We start from the raw sequence: 16,229 nt of genomic DNA on the forward strand, positions 1-16,229 counted from the left end.
ATTTTCAAGACGTGGGCACAGAATGCGACCAAAGGAGATGAAAGTATGGAACAAAGAAAAGAAAATAAATTGATTCGTCAAATGATAATAGCTTTAATTGCTTCATTTACCATAGGTTTTATACTAATGATATTAAATGAAAAATTAAACGCTAGTGGAAATGAAACAATTTGGAATTTAATATATTACATTTTATTGGCAGATGTAACAGCTGAATCAGGAGTAGGTATTTTATTTGTAATCCAAACACTTTTCTTGAATGGGCTGAAATTAATCATTACTCCACTTGTATTCACTTCGTTGTTATTGGCTATGGATAGCATTACAGATTTGAAAAAATTAGGAAGAATGGCATATAAAACTGTAGGCGGATTTTTAGGTGTCTATATTTTAGGTTGTATTGTAGCAAGTTTTGTTTCGACTTGGTGTGTAAAAGTAGGTATTTTTACTGTTTCGGACTCTATTGTGAAAGACGTCACCAATTTGACAACCGTTAGCAGTGCAAATCCCATGTCTATTTTAATTGCAATGGTTCCAGATAATATCATTACCACATTTTCAAATAACAATGCAATTTTAGCTGTTGTGTTTATTGCTGTTGTTTGTGGAATTAGTTTGAATACTATGGGTAAAGAAGGCGAGTCATTTAAAAATCTTATCAAAAGTGTTGCTAAGTTGATTCAAATTTGTGTTGATTTCTTAATCAATAAAGTTGGTCCAGTTGCAATTTTTGCTATGATTACAAGAGCGATGGCACTGTATGGTTTGGAAGAAGTGAAATCTGTACTTGTATATGTAGCTGTTACTTGTGCAGTATTAATCATTTATTTGATTTTTGGATATACTTTGATTATATTTGGTGTCACAAAACTAAATCCAGTTATTTTCTTAAAGAAAATTGCGAAAGTAGGTTTGTTTGCGTTTTCAACTATTTCTTCAGCAGCAACAATGCCTTTGAATCGAAAAACAACTACAACAGAATTGGGTATCAAAGAAGACATTGCAGATTTTGTATTGCCATTAGGCATGACCATTAACATGAATGGTACAGCAATTATGCATGTAATTGGAACTACTTTTATTGCAACTGTAGCTGGCTATAGTGTTTCTCCTGCTGATTTTATGATGATGTCTTTGTTGGCAATTATGGCTTCGGCTGGTACACCTGCAATTCCAGCAGCTGGTTCTGTACTTTTGCTTACAGTGGTTACGGGTATGGGCTTTACAAACGAAATTGCAATGATGACGTATGCGCTTATTTTGGCAATCAATAAACCGGTAGAAATGGTTCTTACATCTTTAAATGTAGTTGGGGATGCAAGTGTTGCTTTGATGGTTGCAAATTCAGAAGGTGATTTAGATAAAGATGTGTATTACAATAGGAAGTCTTTAGATATGTAAGATTTATTTACTGTATGTGAAAAATGCAATTATTGAGACAAATGGTGCTAGATAAAGTTCTTTGATTTGAGATGCTATAAATCTACGCTATTTGTCTCGACATAAAGAGGATAGCTTATGATGCAATTTAGCTTGTATTGAGGTAAACAAATGGATGTTTTTTATTTATCATTTTCAGTGGTATTTCCTCTGGTTTGCATGATGGGACTGGGGTATGTACTGCAACGTATTGGTATTTTTAATGACCTATTTTTAAAGCTATTGAATAGTTTGTGTTTTAAGGTTTTTTTACCTATATTACTATTTATCAATATTTATCAAAGTTCTTTTGATCTGACCACGGCACTTCCAATGGTTTCGTTTGGTGTTATCAGTATATTGGCGATCTATTTATTTTTGATGTGGATAATACCACATTTTGTATCTGAAAATCGAGATCGTGGTGTTATGATACAAGGAATTTTTCGTAGTAATTTTATTTTATTTGGTGTACCGATGACTATTTCCTTATTCGGAGATACAATGGTCAGTGTGACGGTCATTATGATTGCTTTTGTAATTCCAATGTTCAATATACTTTCGGTAATCGCGCTAGAAATGTACTCTGAACAAAAAATGAATGTTGTTGTAATCATAAAAGAAGTAGTAAAAAACCCTTTGATTATTGCTTCCATTCTGGGGTTTGTGTTTCTTGGGTTTGAAATACATATACCATTTCTTTTAGAAGATGTACTTGTAGATATTTCTAAAGTTACAACACCTCTTGCATTGATTGCTTTGGGTGGTTGTTTTCAGTTCAATGGCTTTGTCAAATTCAAGAAATTATTATATACAGCTATTTTGGGAAAGTTGATACTAGTACCTTTGATTGGGATTTCTATAGCAATTTTTATGGGGTTTAGAGACATAGAATTGGCAATATTGATGGCGATGTTTGCAAGCCCTACAGCTGTTTCGAGCTTTACAATGGCACAAAGTATTGGTGTAAATGATGAATTGGCAGGTCAAATTGTATTTTGGGACTCGATACTATCTATTTTTACAATTTTCACATGGGTTACTATTTTGCAATATATGAACCTGTTGTGAAAACAATATTGATGTTATAGGGGAAAGGATATATCAAATATAAATTTTGATACAGTAATGTTTGTGTAAATGTTGAGATATTTTGTTTTTTTGGTTATGTCAGTTTTTATGTTGTTGACTTAAAAAGAAGTGGGTTATTATACTTTAAACTTATATAATAAAATAGTTTTAAGTAACAATAAATCACTGATAACATTTTGATAACAAAAACTCATAATAATCCCAATACCTATAATAATATGAAGAAAATTAACCCCGCTTTACAGCCTTTTTAGATCTAAATGCTCCTATTTAACAATCAACGGCGGCGAGTGGGAATAATACCAAGAAACCTCACAAACCCAGTAATAATGCGGGTTTGTGAGGTTGTTTTTTTGCTCATGATATTAAATTGATATTAAAAATTATTCTTGCAAGAATGGTCATCGACTTAAATTTTGCTATTAAAATGATATTGAAAAGTCTTGCAACTGATAATAATAGAGCGAAAATTGATAAATTCACTTGTAAAACATAAAGAAAATCAAAGGAAAATACCTACAATACATTTCCATTTTTCGAATTCGAATAAAATGCAAAAACCTCGTAAAGCCTTGAAATATAAGGACTTGCGAGGTTTGTTTTTTGTCGGTGATATTAAATTGATATTAAAAAGTAATCATGTCTTTTAATTCATCAATTGTAATGTTCTTTCCGTTAAGTTTTCTATGTAGCATCGCATGGCAATTAGGGCAAACGGGTATTAAATCATTAATAGGATCAACGATGTACCCTTCTTTAATTTCGTGCAAAGGTTTTATATGGTGAACATGTATGAATCCGTTTCCTAATTCACCATAAACTTTTTTAAAATCAAGATTACAGATGTGACAATAACAGCCATGATGGTTAATACATTTTTGCCGAGCTTCGAGATTTCTTTCGTAACGATTAACTGTTACAGTTGTTTTAGCACCTTCATAGCAATCGTTGAGATCTGCTGTTTCGGGATAAATGGATTGGATAATATATTGTGCACCAAAATTTAAAACATTGGCATACGTTTCTTCTGGATTATTTATAATGAAATATATCATATTTAAAAGATCTTCAAAAGTAAAATTATGAAGATCTTTAGCAATTTGCACAGTTAGTGTGTTTGGTGGTCGTTTTGAAAAACCCGTTCTGGTACTACGGCTAGAAGGTAATGCTGCAAATTCATCACGACGTAATCTTAAATAATCATCATTTAATTTGAAAAAAGACGATACTCCTTCAAAACATAATTTTCGATTTTTATAACCAAGTGCTTTTACAGCTTCCAAATCGTATTCAGACAAAAAATAAGCAATGATAGACATGGATTTTCTTGAATTTGAATTCATCTACTACCCCTCCATCCAATCTGGTTTATTAGGCCAATTCATACGCCATTCGTTATATTGTTCTAAAGTTATCTCTCCTCGTTGGAGAGCTTTTTTGATTTTCGTCCATTCACTAAAATAATAGTTTAGTTGAATATCAGTCATATAGTTATCGGTGCAAGGGTTTCCTTGGATATTAGTATATTCTTCTTCATGAAAACGCACAGTATTTTCTTTATCAAGACTTAATAGCATATGCATGATATCTTGAGCTATTAATGTTTCAGATGTTGATAAAAATTTAGGGTGTACTTGTAATGCGAATGCTAATTTTTCTATAATATCTGGTTTAGGAATACGAGCATCAGCTTCATATTGTGCTATTCTTACGTCGGCAGATGATTTAGGAAAACCAGCTGCAATGCCGAGTTCTTTCATCGTCATTCCTCTATATGTTCTGAGATTTCTCAGTTTAATACCAATACTCATAGTTGCACCTCTATTATACTTAAAAGTTAGTTTTATAAATATAGTATACTATACATAATTTAGATAAGTCAAATAAAACTAACAAATAAATTTAGTTTTTAATAAAAAATGCTTGACGCTAAGCAAAATGTTTAGTATAATAAAAATGAACTAACAAACCAGTTAGGAATATTGTAAAAAGGAGGACAACATATGAACACAAACAGCCGCTTCATGCATGCAAGTGAAGTAGCTGAGGAATTAGGAATATCAGTGGCACACGCATATAAAATTGTGCGTGAGTTAAACAAGGAGTTAAGCAAAGATGAGTATCTGACTATTTCTGGTAAAGTCAGCAGAGATTACTTCTATGAAAAAATTTATGTAAAACAAAGAAGGGAGGGTTAAAATGTCAGCGTACAAAGACTCAAAAACTGGTAAATGGTATGTGTTTTTCTATTACCGAGATTTTACTGGTGCAAACAAAGGCAAAACAAAACGAGGATTTGCAACTAAAAAAGATGCTTTAGCATGGGAACGAGAGTTTTTACAGAAAAAAACTGCCGACCTAGAAATGAACTTTAGTGCTTTTGTAGATATTTATAAAAGCGACTTAAAAGACAGACTAAAGCTCAATACATGGCTCACGAAAGAGAGTATTATTGACAACAAGATATTGCCATATTTCAAAGATAGGCAAATGAATGATATTAAGCCAGCAGATGTGATTAAATGGCAAAATATCATAATTAAAAGTGTAGATAAGAATGGGAAATCACCATCGCCAACATATTTGAAAACAATTCATAATCAGTTGTCAGCAATATTTAACCACGCTGTTAGGTTTTATGAATTAAAATCTAATCCTGCACAAAAAGCAGGAAATATGGGTAAAGAGCAGACTGACGAAATGTTGTTTTGGACAAAAGAAGAATATCTGAGATTTTCAGATGCTATGATGGATAAACCGATTTCATTTTACGCTTTTGAAATGCTATATTGGTGTGGTATTCGTATGGGTGAGCTGTTGGCATTAACACCGAAAGACTTTGATTTTACTGCCAATACTGTGAGAATAAGCAAGTCATATCAAAGGATAAAAGGCGAAGATATTATCACTGATCCCAAAACACCAAAAAGTAAACGAACCATACAAATGCCAGATTTTCTAAGTGAAGAAATCCAAGAATACATCGGCTCTATTTATAAAGTGCGAAAAAATGACCGTATTTTTATGGTGACTAAAAGCTATTTGCACCATGAAATGGATAGAGGAAGTAAAAGTGCCGAGGTAAAGAGAATTCGTATACATGACCTTAGACACTCTCACGTTTCACTATTGATAAATATGGGGTTTGATGCAGTGGCAATAGCTGGTAGAGTTGGACATGAAAGTATTGATATTACATATCGTTATGCACATTTATTTCCATCAAAGCAACTTGAAATGGCAGATAGATTACAACTGGAAAGGGGTGATAATAGTGTCAATGAAAACATTGGATAAGAAAAACAGATGGCGAAGTAAAACTGTGGCTTTTAGAATGTCACCAGAGGAAGCGAAACAGCTAGACCAATTTGCAAAATTATCTGGTTTATCAAAGCAAGAATATCTAATAAATAGAGTTTTACAGGTTGATGTGATTGTGCAAGGCAATCCACGAACATATAAGTTACTGAGAAATCAGCTACAAGATGTTTTAGTGGAACTGCAAAGAATTGAAATAGCGACAGATGAACATTCAGATTTAATAGAGCTGATTGCATATATCTCTAAAATTTTAAATGGATTTAGTGGAGGTGCATATGGTGAACAATGAAAAAAAGACCATTTCCAAATCATCTACGGCAATAGATGGGAAACAGTCTTTCGATAAAAATATCACTTTTAATATACCACAAATAAGCGAAAAAATCAATCCGTATGCGCTTGAAACCATGAATATGGACGAGCTATTAGATACTGTTTTTCCACCTAAAATACCTATTGTTGCAAATATACTAGATGTTGGTACATACCTATTTGTAGGTTCTCCCAAGGTGGGTAAATCGTTTTTTATGGCACAGCTTGGATATTCAGTTAGTACAGGAACAGACTTGTTTGGGTTTAAAGTATCTAAAGGCGATGTGCTTTATTTGGCACTAGAAGATAATTATGCAAGACTACAAAGACGATTATCAACTATGTATGGTACTGATAGCACATCAAATTTTCATCTCGCTATTTCTGCAAAAACATTAAACAGTGGACTTCGTGAGCAATTAGAAGATTTTATTCATAATCACCCATCTACTAAATTGATTGTGATTGACACATTGAAAAAAATTCGTGATACAGTGCAAGAACAATTTTCTTATAACAGCGATTATGAAATTATTGATGGTTTGAAAGATTTTGCTGAAAAACATAAAATCTGTTTGCTTGTGGTTCATCATACAAGAAAACAAGCTGCTGATGATATATTTGACACAATTTCTGGCAGTAATGGACTTATGGGTGCTGCTGATGGTGCATTTGTTATGACAAAGAAAAATCGAATATCTTCAAAAGCAATGCTAGATATTGTAGGTAGAGATAATGCTGACCAAAGATTTCAATTAGAGTTTAATCGTGAGCAATGGGTATGGGAGTTGCTAGAGGTAGTAAATGAGGTTTTGGAAGTTCCCAAAATCCAACTATTAGAAGATATAAATACGATGCTAACAGTGGAAACACCTACTTTTAATGGTTCGGCAAATGAGTTGATAGAAAAGCTAAATAGCGATGAATACTCACCAAGTACGATTACACGCATATTGAATGTAAATGTCGACCAGCTCTTGAATGATTATGGCATTTCTTTAGATTACAAGCGAAACAAGGATGGCAGAAAAATTATATTAACAAGAATTAACTAAAAGTGTTGGTGGCAGTTAATGGTATATATAACCTGTCATCTGTCACCTGTCACTATATAAAAGCGTGCATAAATGTTAATGCACAGCGAAAGGAGTAGCATATGTTATATATTGAATATGAAGAAGTAGATGGATTGTTATACCCTCGTTTAGATATGGGGTTGCATGGAATTGATACCCTTGGCAAGTTTGGAAAAGCGAAGATGGAATATATCTATAATCACAAGATTGAAATGTATAGAGAGTTATTATTAAGTGGAAAACTGTTGCAATATTTAACTGGGATAGATGAAAAAGGCTATAAGCAATCAGAAGAATTACAGCAAAAATATCTATTTAAGTATGATCTGTCGCTTTTAGAATTCAATGAAGTGGTACAGCTAAGAACACAGGCGCGTAACTGGGCAGATGAAATTGTTATGACGGAAATGACAGATGACAGGTCTTAGAGATATGGATAAAAGCGTGCATAAATAATTTAAAAACTAGTGGAGGTGTCATTTATAGGTCTTTTTGATAAGCGCGAAAAAGAATTAGAGGAAGAAAATAATAACTTAAAATATGAAATATCTTCCCTTAAAAAGAAATTACTGATAGCAGAAACAAATATCGAGCAGTCAAAAGAATATCTAGAACTGAAAAGTAGATTAGATAAGCGTATTCAATTAAACAATGAAACACGAGAAATGTTACATAACATTGAGCTTGAAAAAGCAAAATTAGAACGATATATCAAGCGTGACACTATTTCTATTTTTGCTCATAACGATGAAATTAAAAAGCGTGATGAAATCATTAGAACACTTGAAATGAAATTATCGGCGAAAGTTGATTTTCTTCCAAAAACTAAAGTTGGCAGAAAATCTAAAATCAACGATAGTGTTATAAACCGAGTGAGAGAGCTAAAGGGCGAAAATAAAAGTCTGATGGGAATTGCTGAAATCTTGAAAAAAGAAAATGGCATCACTTACAGCAAAAGCACTGTAAAGAAGATTATTGATAACTATATTAAAGGCGATAAAGTGTGCGAAAACAAATAAGCACGATGAAGTCAGTACTTCAAATTATGGTTATCCAATACCAAATTAACTTTCTTTTACGCTATTAAAAAGTCGCTTGCGACTTAAAGTATCCGTAGGATACATAAATCCTTTATGATGAAATCTAAGATTTAGGAGTAAAGGCAGGAATAGAGGGGTTCTCACCTCTCGTAAAAACAGCTTGTAGCCATAGGCTACAACGGGGTTATTGGAATGGCTATACTTAACTAGACAGAAAAGATAAGGTCATGTAAAATAAAACTAATATAAAATAAGGAGATGATTACATGACTAAAAAACGACAACGAAGAGAATTTACAGAAGAATTTAAACAGCAGATGGTTCAATTATATAACAACGGAAAATCGAAAGCAGATATCAATCGTGAATACGATTTAACACCATCGGCACTGAATCGCTGGATACAGCGTTACAATGCTACTGGTTCTACAAAAGAAGCTGATAATCGCACACCAGAAGAAGCTGAACTCATCAAACTTCGTAAAGAGCTACAACAGCTACGAATGGAAAATGACATACTAAAGCAAGCGGCGCTGATATTCGGACGAAAGTAATTGTAATTCGAGCAAATCGACACAAATACTCTATATCAGCCATGTGTAAATGCCTTGAAATCAGCAGGAGTACCTACTATTACGAGGCTTCGTCCAAGAAAGATGATACGGAATTAGAACAAGAAATTGAACGGATTTTTTATGAAAATAAAGAAGTCTACGGAAGTCGTAAAATGAAAAAAGAGCTGAAGAAGTTGGGCAAACAGGTTTCTAGACGCAGAATTTGCCGCATTATGAAACGTTTAGGGCTAATTTCGGTCTATACCGTTGCCAAGTTCAAACCACAAAAGCAACAATGCAATGAGTCGCCAGTAAAAAACGAACTAGCTCGTCAATTTGATAACCAGCCTCCCAATGCAGTAATTGTTGGGGATTTGACGTATGTTCGAGTGAACTATAAATGGAACTATGTTTGTATCTTAATTGATTTATTCAACCGAGAAATCGTTGGATTTAGTGCAGGACTTCACAAAAATGCTCAGTTGGTATATGATGCTTTTGCAACAATCAAAGGGAATTTATCTGAAATCGAGTTGTTCCATACGGATCGAGGCAGCGAGTTTAAAAACTATCTCATTGATGAAATGTTAGATGTGTTTCAGATCAAACGATCCCTCAGCATGAAGGGCTGCCCCTATGATAATGCAGTTGCAGAAGCCAATTTCAAGGTATTCAAAACAGAATTTGTTCGAGGACGAAATTTCGTCAGTTTGGAGCAATTGAAGTTAGAACTTGCAGACTATGTGCATTGGTTCAATAACATACGTTTGCATGGCTCTTTGGATTATAGAACACCAGCCGAATATCGGGTACTGACCTTATAAAAATTGTCCAAAAAAGTGTTGACATTCCAGAATCAGTCTAACAAGCTTCTTGCCAGCGTGGCTAATAGCAACATAATAATGCTTACCCTGTGACTGTTTGTGGTTAAGATAGTTTTTAAAAGAAACATCACGCATAGCAACAAGGCGAACAGCTTGCAAAATAGCCCAACGCAAATAAGTGGACCCACGCTTTACCATAGGAGTATTAGAAGCATTAAATTTACCTGATTGATAGGTAGAAGGTTCCATACCAGCAAAAGCTAAAAGCTTAGCAGGATTGGAAAAACGATGGATATCACCAATTTCGGCTAAGATGATAGCACCCAAAGTAAAAGAGATACCAGGGATAGACATAATAGGTGAATCGATTTCTTGCATAACAAGTTTAATCTGAGCATCCAAAGCATCAATTTCAGACTGAACAGACTGAACTAATCGAATAGTTTGTTGCAATTCAAAACAAATAGATCTGCTTGAAGAACCAATAGAATTGGAAGCAACGCTTTTAAATGCAATTGCTTTTTCTTTTCCATATTTACCTCTTGAAGCCTTAGAAAGCAAGTTAGTAAGTTTAGTAAGGTGACAATTAGAGATGTCGGTTGGAGAAGGCAGCTCCAAAAGTACAGCATAAGAAGACGCTTGATGAATAGACCACACCAAAGAGGGTAGCTCTGGGAAGATAATATCAATTAATCTAGTAATAGATATTTTCAGTTTTGAGCGATATCCAACCATACGATAACGATGTCTTGTTAGTGACTTTAGCTCAGAAATTTGGTATGATACTGGTGAATAGGATTTTGAATCATCAGTAAAAAGCATAGCAGCAATCACTCTAGCATCTGTCTTGTCCGTTTTGGTCTTTCTGAGCGTGTGGGCTTTACGAAAAAGATTAGTAGATAAAGGATTCAAGGTAGTGACTTGAAAACCTTTAGCAAGTAGAAAGTTAGTGATATTAGTGCTGTAATGCCCTGTTGATTCAAGTCCTATTTTTACGTTAGAAATATCTTTAGAGTCTAAGGCTGAATAGATAGATTCAACTAAAGAATCAAAGCCTAGTTTTGAATTTTCAATGCGTAAAGAATCATTGTGAAGAACACCATCAGAATCAATAATACAACAATCATGTTTGCTTTTAGCAACATCAATACCTACAAATAACATAGAAAACAACTCCTTTAAATTTATTTGATACTACGTTCCACGAACTCTATGTTAAATGTATCCTTTATAATGGCTCAGTTGTCAAGACAAAAAAACAATTCTTTTTTAATGAACTCAATTTAATAAAGGAAAGAGTAACCCCTCCTCTTATGCTGCCATTGGTAACAGTTGCATGGGATAATACATGGATGCTGGTGTCTGGTAGTCCAGCGCCGAATGAAGACGTTCAAAGTTATATGTGTGAATATACTTTGCTATCTCTATTCGAGCCTGCTTAATGGATGTATATTCTGTCAAATATGCTTCTTCGTATTTGAAGCTGCGAAACCATCGTTCAATCATGATGTTATCAGCCCATCGCCCTTTGCCATCCATGCTTTGTTTGATTTTTTGTTCCTTCAAAAAGGCTCTGTATTCATTGCTTGTAAATTGAGAGCCCTGGTCTGAATTCAATATGATAGGTGTTGCTACTTTCAATGCCTTTTTGACCGCATTCATAACCATATGAGTGCTTAATGTATCATCCACTTCCCAACCAACAATGCAACGACTATACCAGTCGATGATGGCTGTTAGATACAGAAATCCGTGTTTTGTTCCAATATAGGTGATGTCGATTGACCACGCCTGATTGGGACGTTCGATAACCGCATTACGCAATAGATAGGGGCATATCTTTGCCTCCTGCATGCGTTTGGAAAGGTTCATCTTTGGATAAATCGGATCAATGGCCATTTCATTCATGTAACGTCTAGCACGCTTGCGACCTACGTTATGGTTGCGTTGTTTCAGTTGTGCTGACATCTGCCTTGCACCCCAAGTGGGATGTTCTGTGTGTAGCTGATCAATGATTCGTTTGCATTCCAATTCCTCAGCGGATATCGCTGGCTTTTCATAGTAGATGCTGGTACGATTCACCGATAACAGCTTTGCACCTGTAGATACAGGTATATCCTTAGTCTTCGAAAGGTTTTGGAGAATACTTCGTTTCGTAGTCTGGTCCAAGAACTTCTTCAGATTTTTTTTTGAGCCAGTCCACTTGCATTGTAAGTTGACCGACTTTTTTGGCATATGCTTCTTTTTCCTTACGCTCTTGTTGTAATTTTTCGTTCGTTTTTTCCATACGAGTATCATCAAATGCAGCAGATGCATTGGATAAAAATTCTTTTTTCCAATTTCTTAACAGGTTAGGCTGGATGCAATTTTCGGTAGCCAATGTGTTTAAATCTTTTTCGCCTTTCAGCAACTCAATCACCAAATCGGCTTTGAATTGAGCGGTGAAACTTCTTCTTGTTCGAGACATGTGTGAGCACCTTCTTTCTGATGTTGTTAGTATAACAAATTCATTAAGAATTGTCTCGAAAATTGTCTTAAATCACGGTACCATTATACTTGCTCTATATAAAACGTCTATGCGTTATCTAACTAATCAACAATTAAACATAGAGCCATGGTTAGAGCCTTTACGAACCAGTCAGCTAAGCTGCTGTAGGAGAAATCACTAATCCATAGCATCTATTTAAATTATAGTAAATAAAAAATCAAATGAAAACTTAGAATTTACTATGTTTTCATTATACAAGGAGAATTGAATGAAAAATATACAGATTAGTTATGAACTGTTTTTGATGCTAGTAAAGTGTCATTTGGCTGACGATGCAACGTGGAATGATGCAATCCAAAAAGAATTGAATCGTAAAATGGAAGCAGTTACTGCTCGAGAAGTTTATACAAGATACAAAACAGCTGACACCAAAGAGGAACAAGAAAATGCTCGATTGAAGTATTTGGATTTGAAAGCAAGACGTGAGGATTTTTGTAGATGAGGTAGTGTATTTGATTATCAAGCAGGAGCGTATACGCACCTGTGGTTGTAATTCAGGAGGGATATTTATTTGAAAAGAACTATCAGTATTGCGAAGGGAAAGGGTTCTATCGGTCATAATAATCGAGATTTTAAAGCGGAAAATGTTGATCCTGAAAGGGTGCAGTATAACACTTGTTATGTGAATGAAAATCTGAAAGACGTTTATCAAAATCTGTTGGTGAAGCTTTAGAAAAATATAATGCCAAGCAGAAACGCAATGATAGAAAAATTCCAGATTACTATGAGAAAATCAGAACATCAAAGCAGGAAAAATTGTTCTACGAAATTATTGTGCAAGTAGGTGATTTTGAGGATATGAATGCTGTCAGTGAAAATGGAAAATTGGCAGAAAAGATTCTTCACCAATACATGAAGGATTTTCAAGAAAGAAATCCCACTCTTTATGTTTTTTCTGCGCATCTGCATATGGATGAAGCAACACCTCATCTGCATATTGATTTTGTGCCATATACCAAAGAAAATAAACGAGGTTTGGAAATAAAAACAACACTGAAAGGTGCTTTGAATCAACTTGGTTATGGTGGTGGCACAAAGAGTAGTACTGAATTGAATCAGTGGCAAGATGCAGAAAAAGAAGTGGTTGCAAATATCATGTTGGAGCATGGGATTGAGTGGGAGAAAAAGGGGATGCAACGAAAGCATTTGTCGGTGGAACAATTTAAGGCAGAACAAAAAGCTGTTGAAGTGGAAAAGTTGGAGCAGACGATAGAACAGAAGACAGAAAAATTATCAAAGGTGGAAACAAAGCTTACAAGTGTGTTGCAGGATGTCAAAACAATAGATAACAATATTCATAAGTTTGATGAAGATGTAGAATGGCAACTTCCAGAACCCACATTGCTGATGACAGCAGGTGCATATAAAGATAAGAAAGCTGCACCTCTGGTATCTGCCTTGAAAGAATATATCAAAGGGTTGACAGTGAAATTTGTGCAGATGAAATCGGCACTTGATCATCTGAAAAAAGAGAATACAAATCTTATAAAACAGATAGATAGATGGCAAAAAACTGCTAAAGAAAAAACAATGGGTGATGAAAAATATAGGCGATTGGAAAATATCATAGGACAAGATGAAATCAATCGTATGATTCGGGTGTATGAGCAAAACACACCAAAAAAACAGCTGGATAATATGAAAAATAAAGAGAGTGAAAGGTAGGAATGAAGATGGAAAAGGAAATTTATGACGAAAAGAATGGTTTGTGGTATACATTGGCTGAGGATGGATGCTATTATCCTAATTTAGAGCTGCCAAAGGAAAAATCAGTATGGGTAGGTAAATATGGGTTGATGCGAAAAAACTTCCTTAGAGGGCATAGAACAAGCTTGTATATAAGCTTGTATTTATCAGGAAAATTGAATCAACATTTACTTGAAGTGAACCAACGAGCGCAAAAATATGTGGAGGATGTTGTTGCCTATTTGGCGAAGTTTAATGGGATTGATGAAGATATGAAAGTTTGCAGCCAGATGGAATGGGTTGGTAGGATGAATAACTATCATGCTTGTGCTGAGGAGGCGGTTTTGAGGGAGGTGGTGTATGTATAATTTTACTTAATAACTTATTGTTTATCATTGAGATATAAAATAACTTTTGAATGTAACGAAATTTTTATCAAGAATATCAATATATTCGCAAAGGTGATGATTGGCATTAGTTAAAGAATATAGATAGGTGTGTTGACGAAATGTTGATACATCTATTTTCATTTATTAGTGTAAATTTTATTTTCTTAATTGAAATAATTTTCTTTTTAGTGTATAATTAAAAAGTTGAATTATATATAGTAATGAGGTGTAGAAAAGTGGTTAGTGAAAAAATCAGAATACTTTTGATCAAACGGAAAATGACGATGAGTGAGCTTGCAGATAAGATTGAAACCACTCCTCAAAATTTGAGCAATAAATTGAGTCGAGACAATTTTAACGAAAAGGAAATGCACGCTATTGCAAAAGCATTGGGGTGCAAGTTGGATGTAACTTTTGAAATTGATGAAACAGGAGAAATGATATGAAACCTTTTATAAAATGGGCAGGCGGAAAGACACAATTATTGCCTGATATACGAAATAAATATCCAGAAGAACTTGGTCAAAGAATAACAAAATATTGTGAGCCTTTTATTGGTGGAGGAGCTGTGCTTTTTGATATTCTTTCAAATTATCATCTTGAAGAAATCCTCATAAATGATATAAATAAAGAACTTACAAATACATATTCTCAAATTAAATTGAATTTAAATCATTTGATTGACGAACTAGAAGAAATGCAAACAGCATTTTGGGCGATGGATACGGATGAACGCAAGATTTATTATTATGAAAAACGTGAAAGATTTAATTATCTCAAAGTAAATGGAGATGAAGAAATTAATTTTGAAAAAGCGGCGTTATTTATTTTCTTAAATAAAACCTGTTTTAATGGTCTTTTTAGAGTGAATAAAAAAGGTTTGTTTAATGTGCCTATGGGAGCATATAAAATGCCACTTATCTGTGATAAAAACAATTTGGAAGAAATAAGCAGGGCATTGAAAAATGTGAAGATTATTACCGGTGATTATAAAGATACTCTTGATTTTATTGATGAAAATACATTTGTTTATATAGATCCACCATATAGACCTATTAGTGAAACAGCAAGCTTCACTTCATATGCTGAAACAAACTTTGATGATAATGAGCAAATTGCTTTAGGACAGTTTGTAGATAGGGCGTCAGAAAAAGGTGCAATGGTGGTGATTAGCAACTCAGATCCCAAAAATCACGACGAAAATGATTGTTTTTTTGATGATTTGTATGGCAATTATGAGATTGCAAGAGTAAGTGCAAAACGTATGATTAATTGTAATGCAAAAAGTCGGGGTGATGTGAAAGAATTATTGATTTCAAATTATTAGGGGGATGTGGGATTGGATAAAATAGAGTTAATAAATAGTTATATTGAAAAATGCAACCACGTTAAAAGAGAAGATGCTAAAAGGCTTGCCAGTATAATTTATAGTGTATTTGCAACAGATATTAAAGGGTTATCAAGAGGAATACATCAAGGAAAAGTTTATGTAATAGGTGATGTAGATAGATATGATTATCTCGACGATATAGTGATTTTGAAAGAGAAGTTAAGTAAATATGCAATAGATTTGGAAGATGTAAACAGAGAGAAAGAATATGAAATTGAAAAACTTCGTTTGCAAGCTGAGGTATTAAAAAGCTCTGTTACAGTTAATAATACTAATAATAATCAGAGTCAAAGTCAAAGTGTTTCTGAATCTACTGCAAATGTTACAATTTCTATTAAGCAAGTAATTAATAGAATAGAAAATCTATCACCAAATATATTATCGGATGAAGAGAAATCTGAATTAGAAGATAAGATGTCGGCTATTGAAATTGCAAAAAATTCAAAAGATAAAAAGAAACTTATGGATAAATTAGGTAGTGTATTAGAATATATTACCAATAAAGGCGTAGAAGTTGGGATTGCAGTATTGCCTTATTTAGGAGATATATCAAAATTCATAGAAATAATGCAATAAAG

At 33.8% G+C, this 16,229-nt stretch carries 19 protein-coding genes and 1 pseudogene; 15 read left to right on the forward strand and 5 right to left on the reverse strand.

The window, feature by feature from the left end; genetic code table 11:
- The first annotated feature begins 45 nt into the window (after positions 1-45).
- Together MJY40_RS05465 and MJY40_RS05470 are read left to right on the forward strand one after the other, a co-directional pair.
- Positions 46-1,401, forward strand: a complete 1,356-nt coding sequence (locus MJY40_RS05465) for a dicarboxylate/amino acid:cation symporter (RefSeq protein ID WP_317856025.1) — start codon at positions 46-48, stop codon at positions 1,399-1,401.
- Positions 1,402-1,551: 150 nt separating this feature from the next.
- Positions 1,552-2,490, forward strand: coding sequence for an AEC family transporter (locus MJY40_RS05470; RefSeq protein ID WP_317856026.1), 939 nt, complete (start codon positions 1,552-1,554; stop codon positions 2,488-2,490).
- 647 nt (positions 2,491-3,137) lie between these two features.
- Here MJY40_RS05470 and MJY40_RS05475 read toward each other — a convergent pair.
- Together MJY40_RS05475 and MJY40_RS05480 are read right to left on the reverse strand one after the other, a co-directional pair.
- A complete protein-coding gene (locus tag MJY40_RS05475; protein WP_317856027.1) occupies positions 3,138-3,854 on the reverse strand; it encodes an HNH endonuclease in 717 nt (238 codons plus the stop codon).
- Between the two features lie 3 nt (positions 3,855-3,857).
- Complete coding sequence (locus MJY40_RS05480) at positions 3,858-4,322, reverse strand: helix-turn-helix domain-containing protein (protein ID WP_317856028.1); 465 nt, start codon at positions 4,320-4,322, stop codon at positions 3,858-3,860.
- 192 nt (positions 4,323-4,514) lie between these two features.
- On the opposite strand from MJY40_RS05480, the gene MJY40_RS05485 reads away from it, so the two are divergent.
- The 7 genes from MJY40_RS05485 to MJY40_RS05515 all read left to right on the forward strand — a co-directional run bounded on the left by MJY40_RS05485 (position 4,515) and on the right by MJY40_RS05515 (position 9,638).
- On the forward strand, positions 4,515-4,709 hold the full coding sequence (locus MJY40_RS05485; protein WP_317856029.1) for a hypothetical protein: 195 nt from the start codon (positions 4,515-4,517) through the stop codon (positions 4,707-4,709).
- Between the two features lies 1 nt (position 4,710).
- A complete protein-coding gene (locus MJY40_RS05490) occupies positions 4,711-5,808 on the forward strand; it encodes a site-specific integrase (RefSeq protein ID WP_317856030.1) in 1,098 nt (365 codons plus the stop codon).
- Positions 5,792-6,121, forward strand: coding sequence for a plasmid mobilization protein (locus tag MJY40_RS05495; protein WP_465221465.1), 330 nt, complete (start codon positions 5,792-5,794; stop codon positions 6,119-6,121). Before MJY40_RS05490 ends, MJY40_RS05495 begins: the two co-directional genes overlap by 17 nt.
- Positions 6,108-7,199 (forward strand): AAA family ATPase, encoded by a 1,092-nt coding sequence (locus MJY40_RS05500; protein ID WP_317856032.1) that lies wholly within the window; start codon positions 6,108-6,110, stop codon positions 7,197-7,199. Before MJY40_RS05495 ends, MJY40_RS05500 begins: the two co-directional genes overlap by 14 nt.
- 101 nt (positions 7,200-7,300) lie before the next feature.
- Entirely contained in the window at positions 7,301-7,648 is a 348-nt protein-coding gene (locus MJY40_RS05505; protein WP_317856033.1) for a TnpV protein, read from the forward strand.
- A gap of 45 nt (positions 7,649-7,693) precedes the next feature.
- Positions 7,694-8,239, forward strand: a complete 546-nt coding sequence (locus tag MJY40_RS05510; RefSeq protein ID WP_317856034.1) for a helix-turn-helix domain-containing protein — start codon at positions 7,694-7,696, stop codon at positions 8,237-8,239.
- Positions 8,240-8,526: 287 nt separating this feature from the next.
- Positions 8,527-9,638, forward strand: a protein-coding gene (locus tag MJY40_RS05515) for an IS3 family transposase (protein ID WP_317853734.1) whose coding sequence is annotated in 2 segments (ribosomal slippage) — positions 8,527-8,779 and positions 8,779-9,638 — 1,113 coding nt in all. Because the reading frame shifts where the segments join, the coding sequence is not laid out codon by codon here.
- Here MJY40_RS05515 and MJY40_RS05520 read toward each other — a convergent pair.
- The 3 genes from MJY40_RS05520 to MJY40_RS05530 all read right to left on the reverse strand — a co-directional run bounded on the left by MJY40_RS05520 (position 9,633) and on the right by MJY40_RS05530 (position 12,105).
- Positions 9,633-10,802, reverse strand: coding sequence for an IS110 family RNA-guided transposase (locus MJY40_RS05520; protein WP_317856035.1), 1,170 nt, complete (start codon positions 10,800-10,802; stop codon positions 9,633-9,635). The genes MJY40_RS05515 and MJY40_RS05520 overlap by 6 nt on opposite strands.
- Before the next feature lie 147 nt (positions 10,803-10,949).
- Positions 10,950-11,873 carry an IS3 family transposase gene (locus tag MJY40_RS05525; RefSeq protein WP_317854373.1) on the reverse strand — a complete coding sequence of 308 codons (924 nt, stop codon included), beginning with the start codon at positions 11,871-11,873 and terminating at the stop codon, positions 10,950-10,952.
- Positions 11,758-12,105 (reverse strand): transposase, encoded by a 348-nt coding sequence (locus MJY40_RS05530; protein ID WP_317854372.1) that lies wholly within the window; start codon positions 12,103-12,105, stop codon positions 11,758-11,760. Before MJY40_RS05530 ends, MJY40_RS05525 begins: the two co-directional genes overlap by 116 nt.
- 289 nt (positions 12,106-12,394) lie before the next feature.
- Here MJY40_RS05530 and MJY40_RS05535 point away from each other — a divergent pair, with 289 nt between their 5' ends.
- From MJY40_RS05535 to MJY40_RS05565, 6 genes and pseudogenes are all read left to right on the forward strand, one after another.
- Positions 12,395-12,628: a complexin-2 gene (locus MJY40_RS05535; protein WP_317856036.1), complete on the forward strand. Its 234-nt coding sequence runs from the start codon at positions 12,395-12,397 to the stop codon at positions 12,626-12,628.
- Between the two features lie 69 nt (positions 12,629-12,697).
- Positions 12,698-13,851: pseudogene (locus tag MJY40_RS05545) on the forward strand (plasmid recombination protein).
- An 8-nt stretch (positions 13,852-13,859) separates the two neighbouring features.
- Positions 13,860-14,240, forward strand: a complete 381-nt coding sequence (locus tag MJY40_RS05550; RefSeq protein WP_317856038.1) for a TnpV protein — start codon at positions 13,860-13,862, stop codon at positions 14,238-14,240.
- 257 nt (positions 14,241-14,497) lie between these two features.
- Positions 14,498-14,707, forward strand: coding sequence for a helix-turn-helix transcriptional regulator (locus tag MJY40_RS05555; RefSeq protein ID WP_317856039.1), 210 nt, complete (start codon positions 14,498-14,500; stop codon positions 14,705-14,707).
- Positions 14,704-15,588, forward strand: a complete 885-nt coding sequence (locus tag MJY40_RS05560) for a DNA adenine methylase (protein ID WP_317856040.1) — start codon at positions 14,704-14,706, stop codon at positions 15,586-15,588. The genes MJY40_RS05555 and MJY40_RS05560 overlap by 4 nt, the downstream gene beginning before the upstream one ends.
- Positions 15,589-15,600: 12 nt before the next feature.
- Positions 15,601-16,227, forward strand: a complete 627-nt coding sequence (locus tag MJY40_RS05565) for a hypothetical protein (RefSeq protein WP_317856041.1) — start codon at positions 15,601-15,603, stop codon at positions 16,225-16,227.
- The last annotated feature ends 2 nt before the right edge of the window (positions 16,228-16,229 follow it).

Source organism: Chakrabartyella piscis (assembly GCA_030067835.1).
Taxonomy (GTDB): Bacteria; Bacillota; Clostridia; order Lachnospirales; family Anaerotignaceae; genus Chakrabartyella; species Chakrabartyella piscis.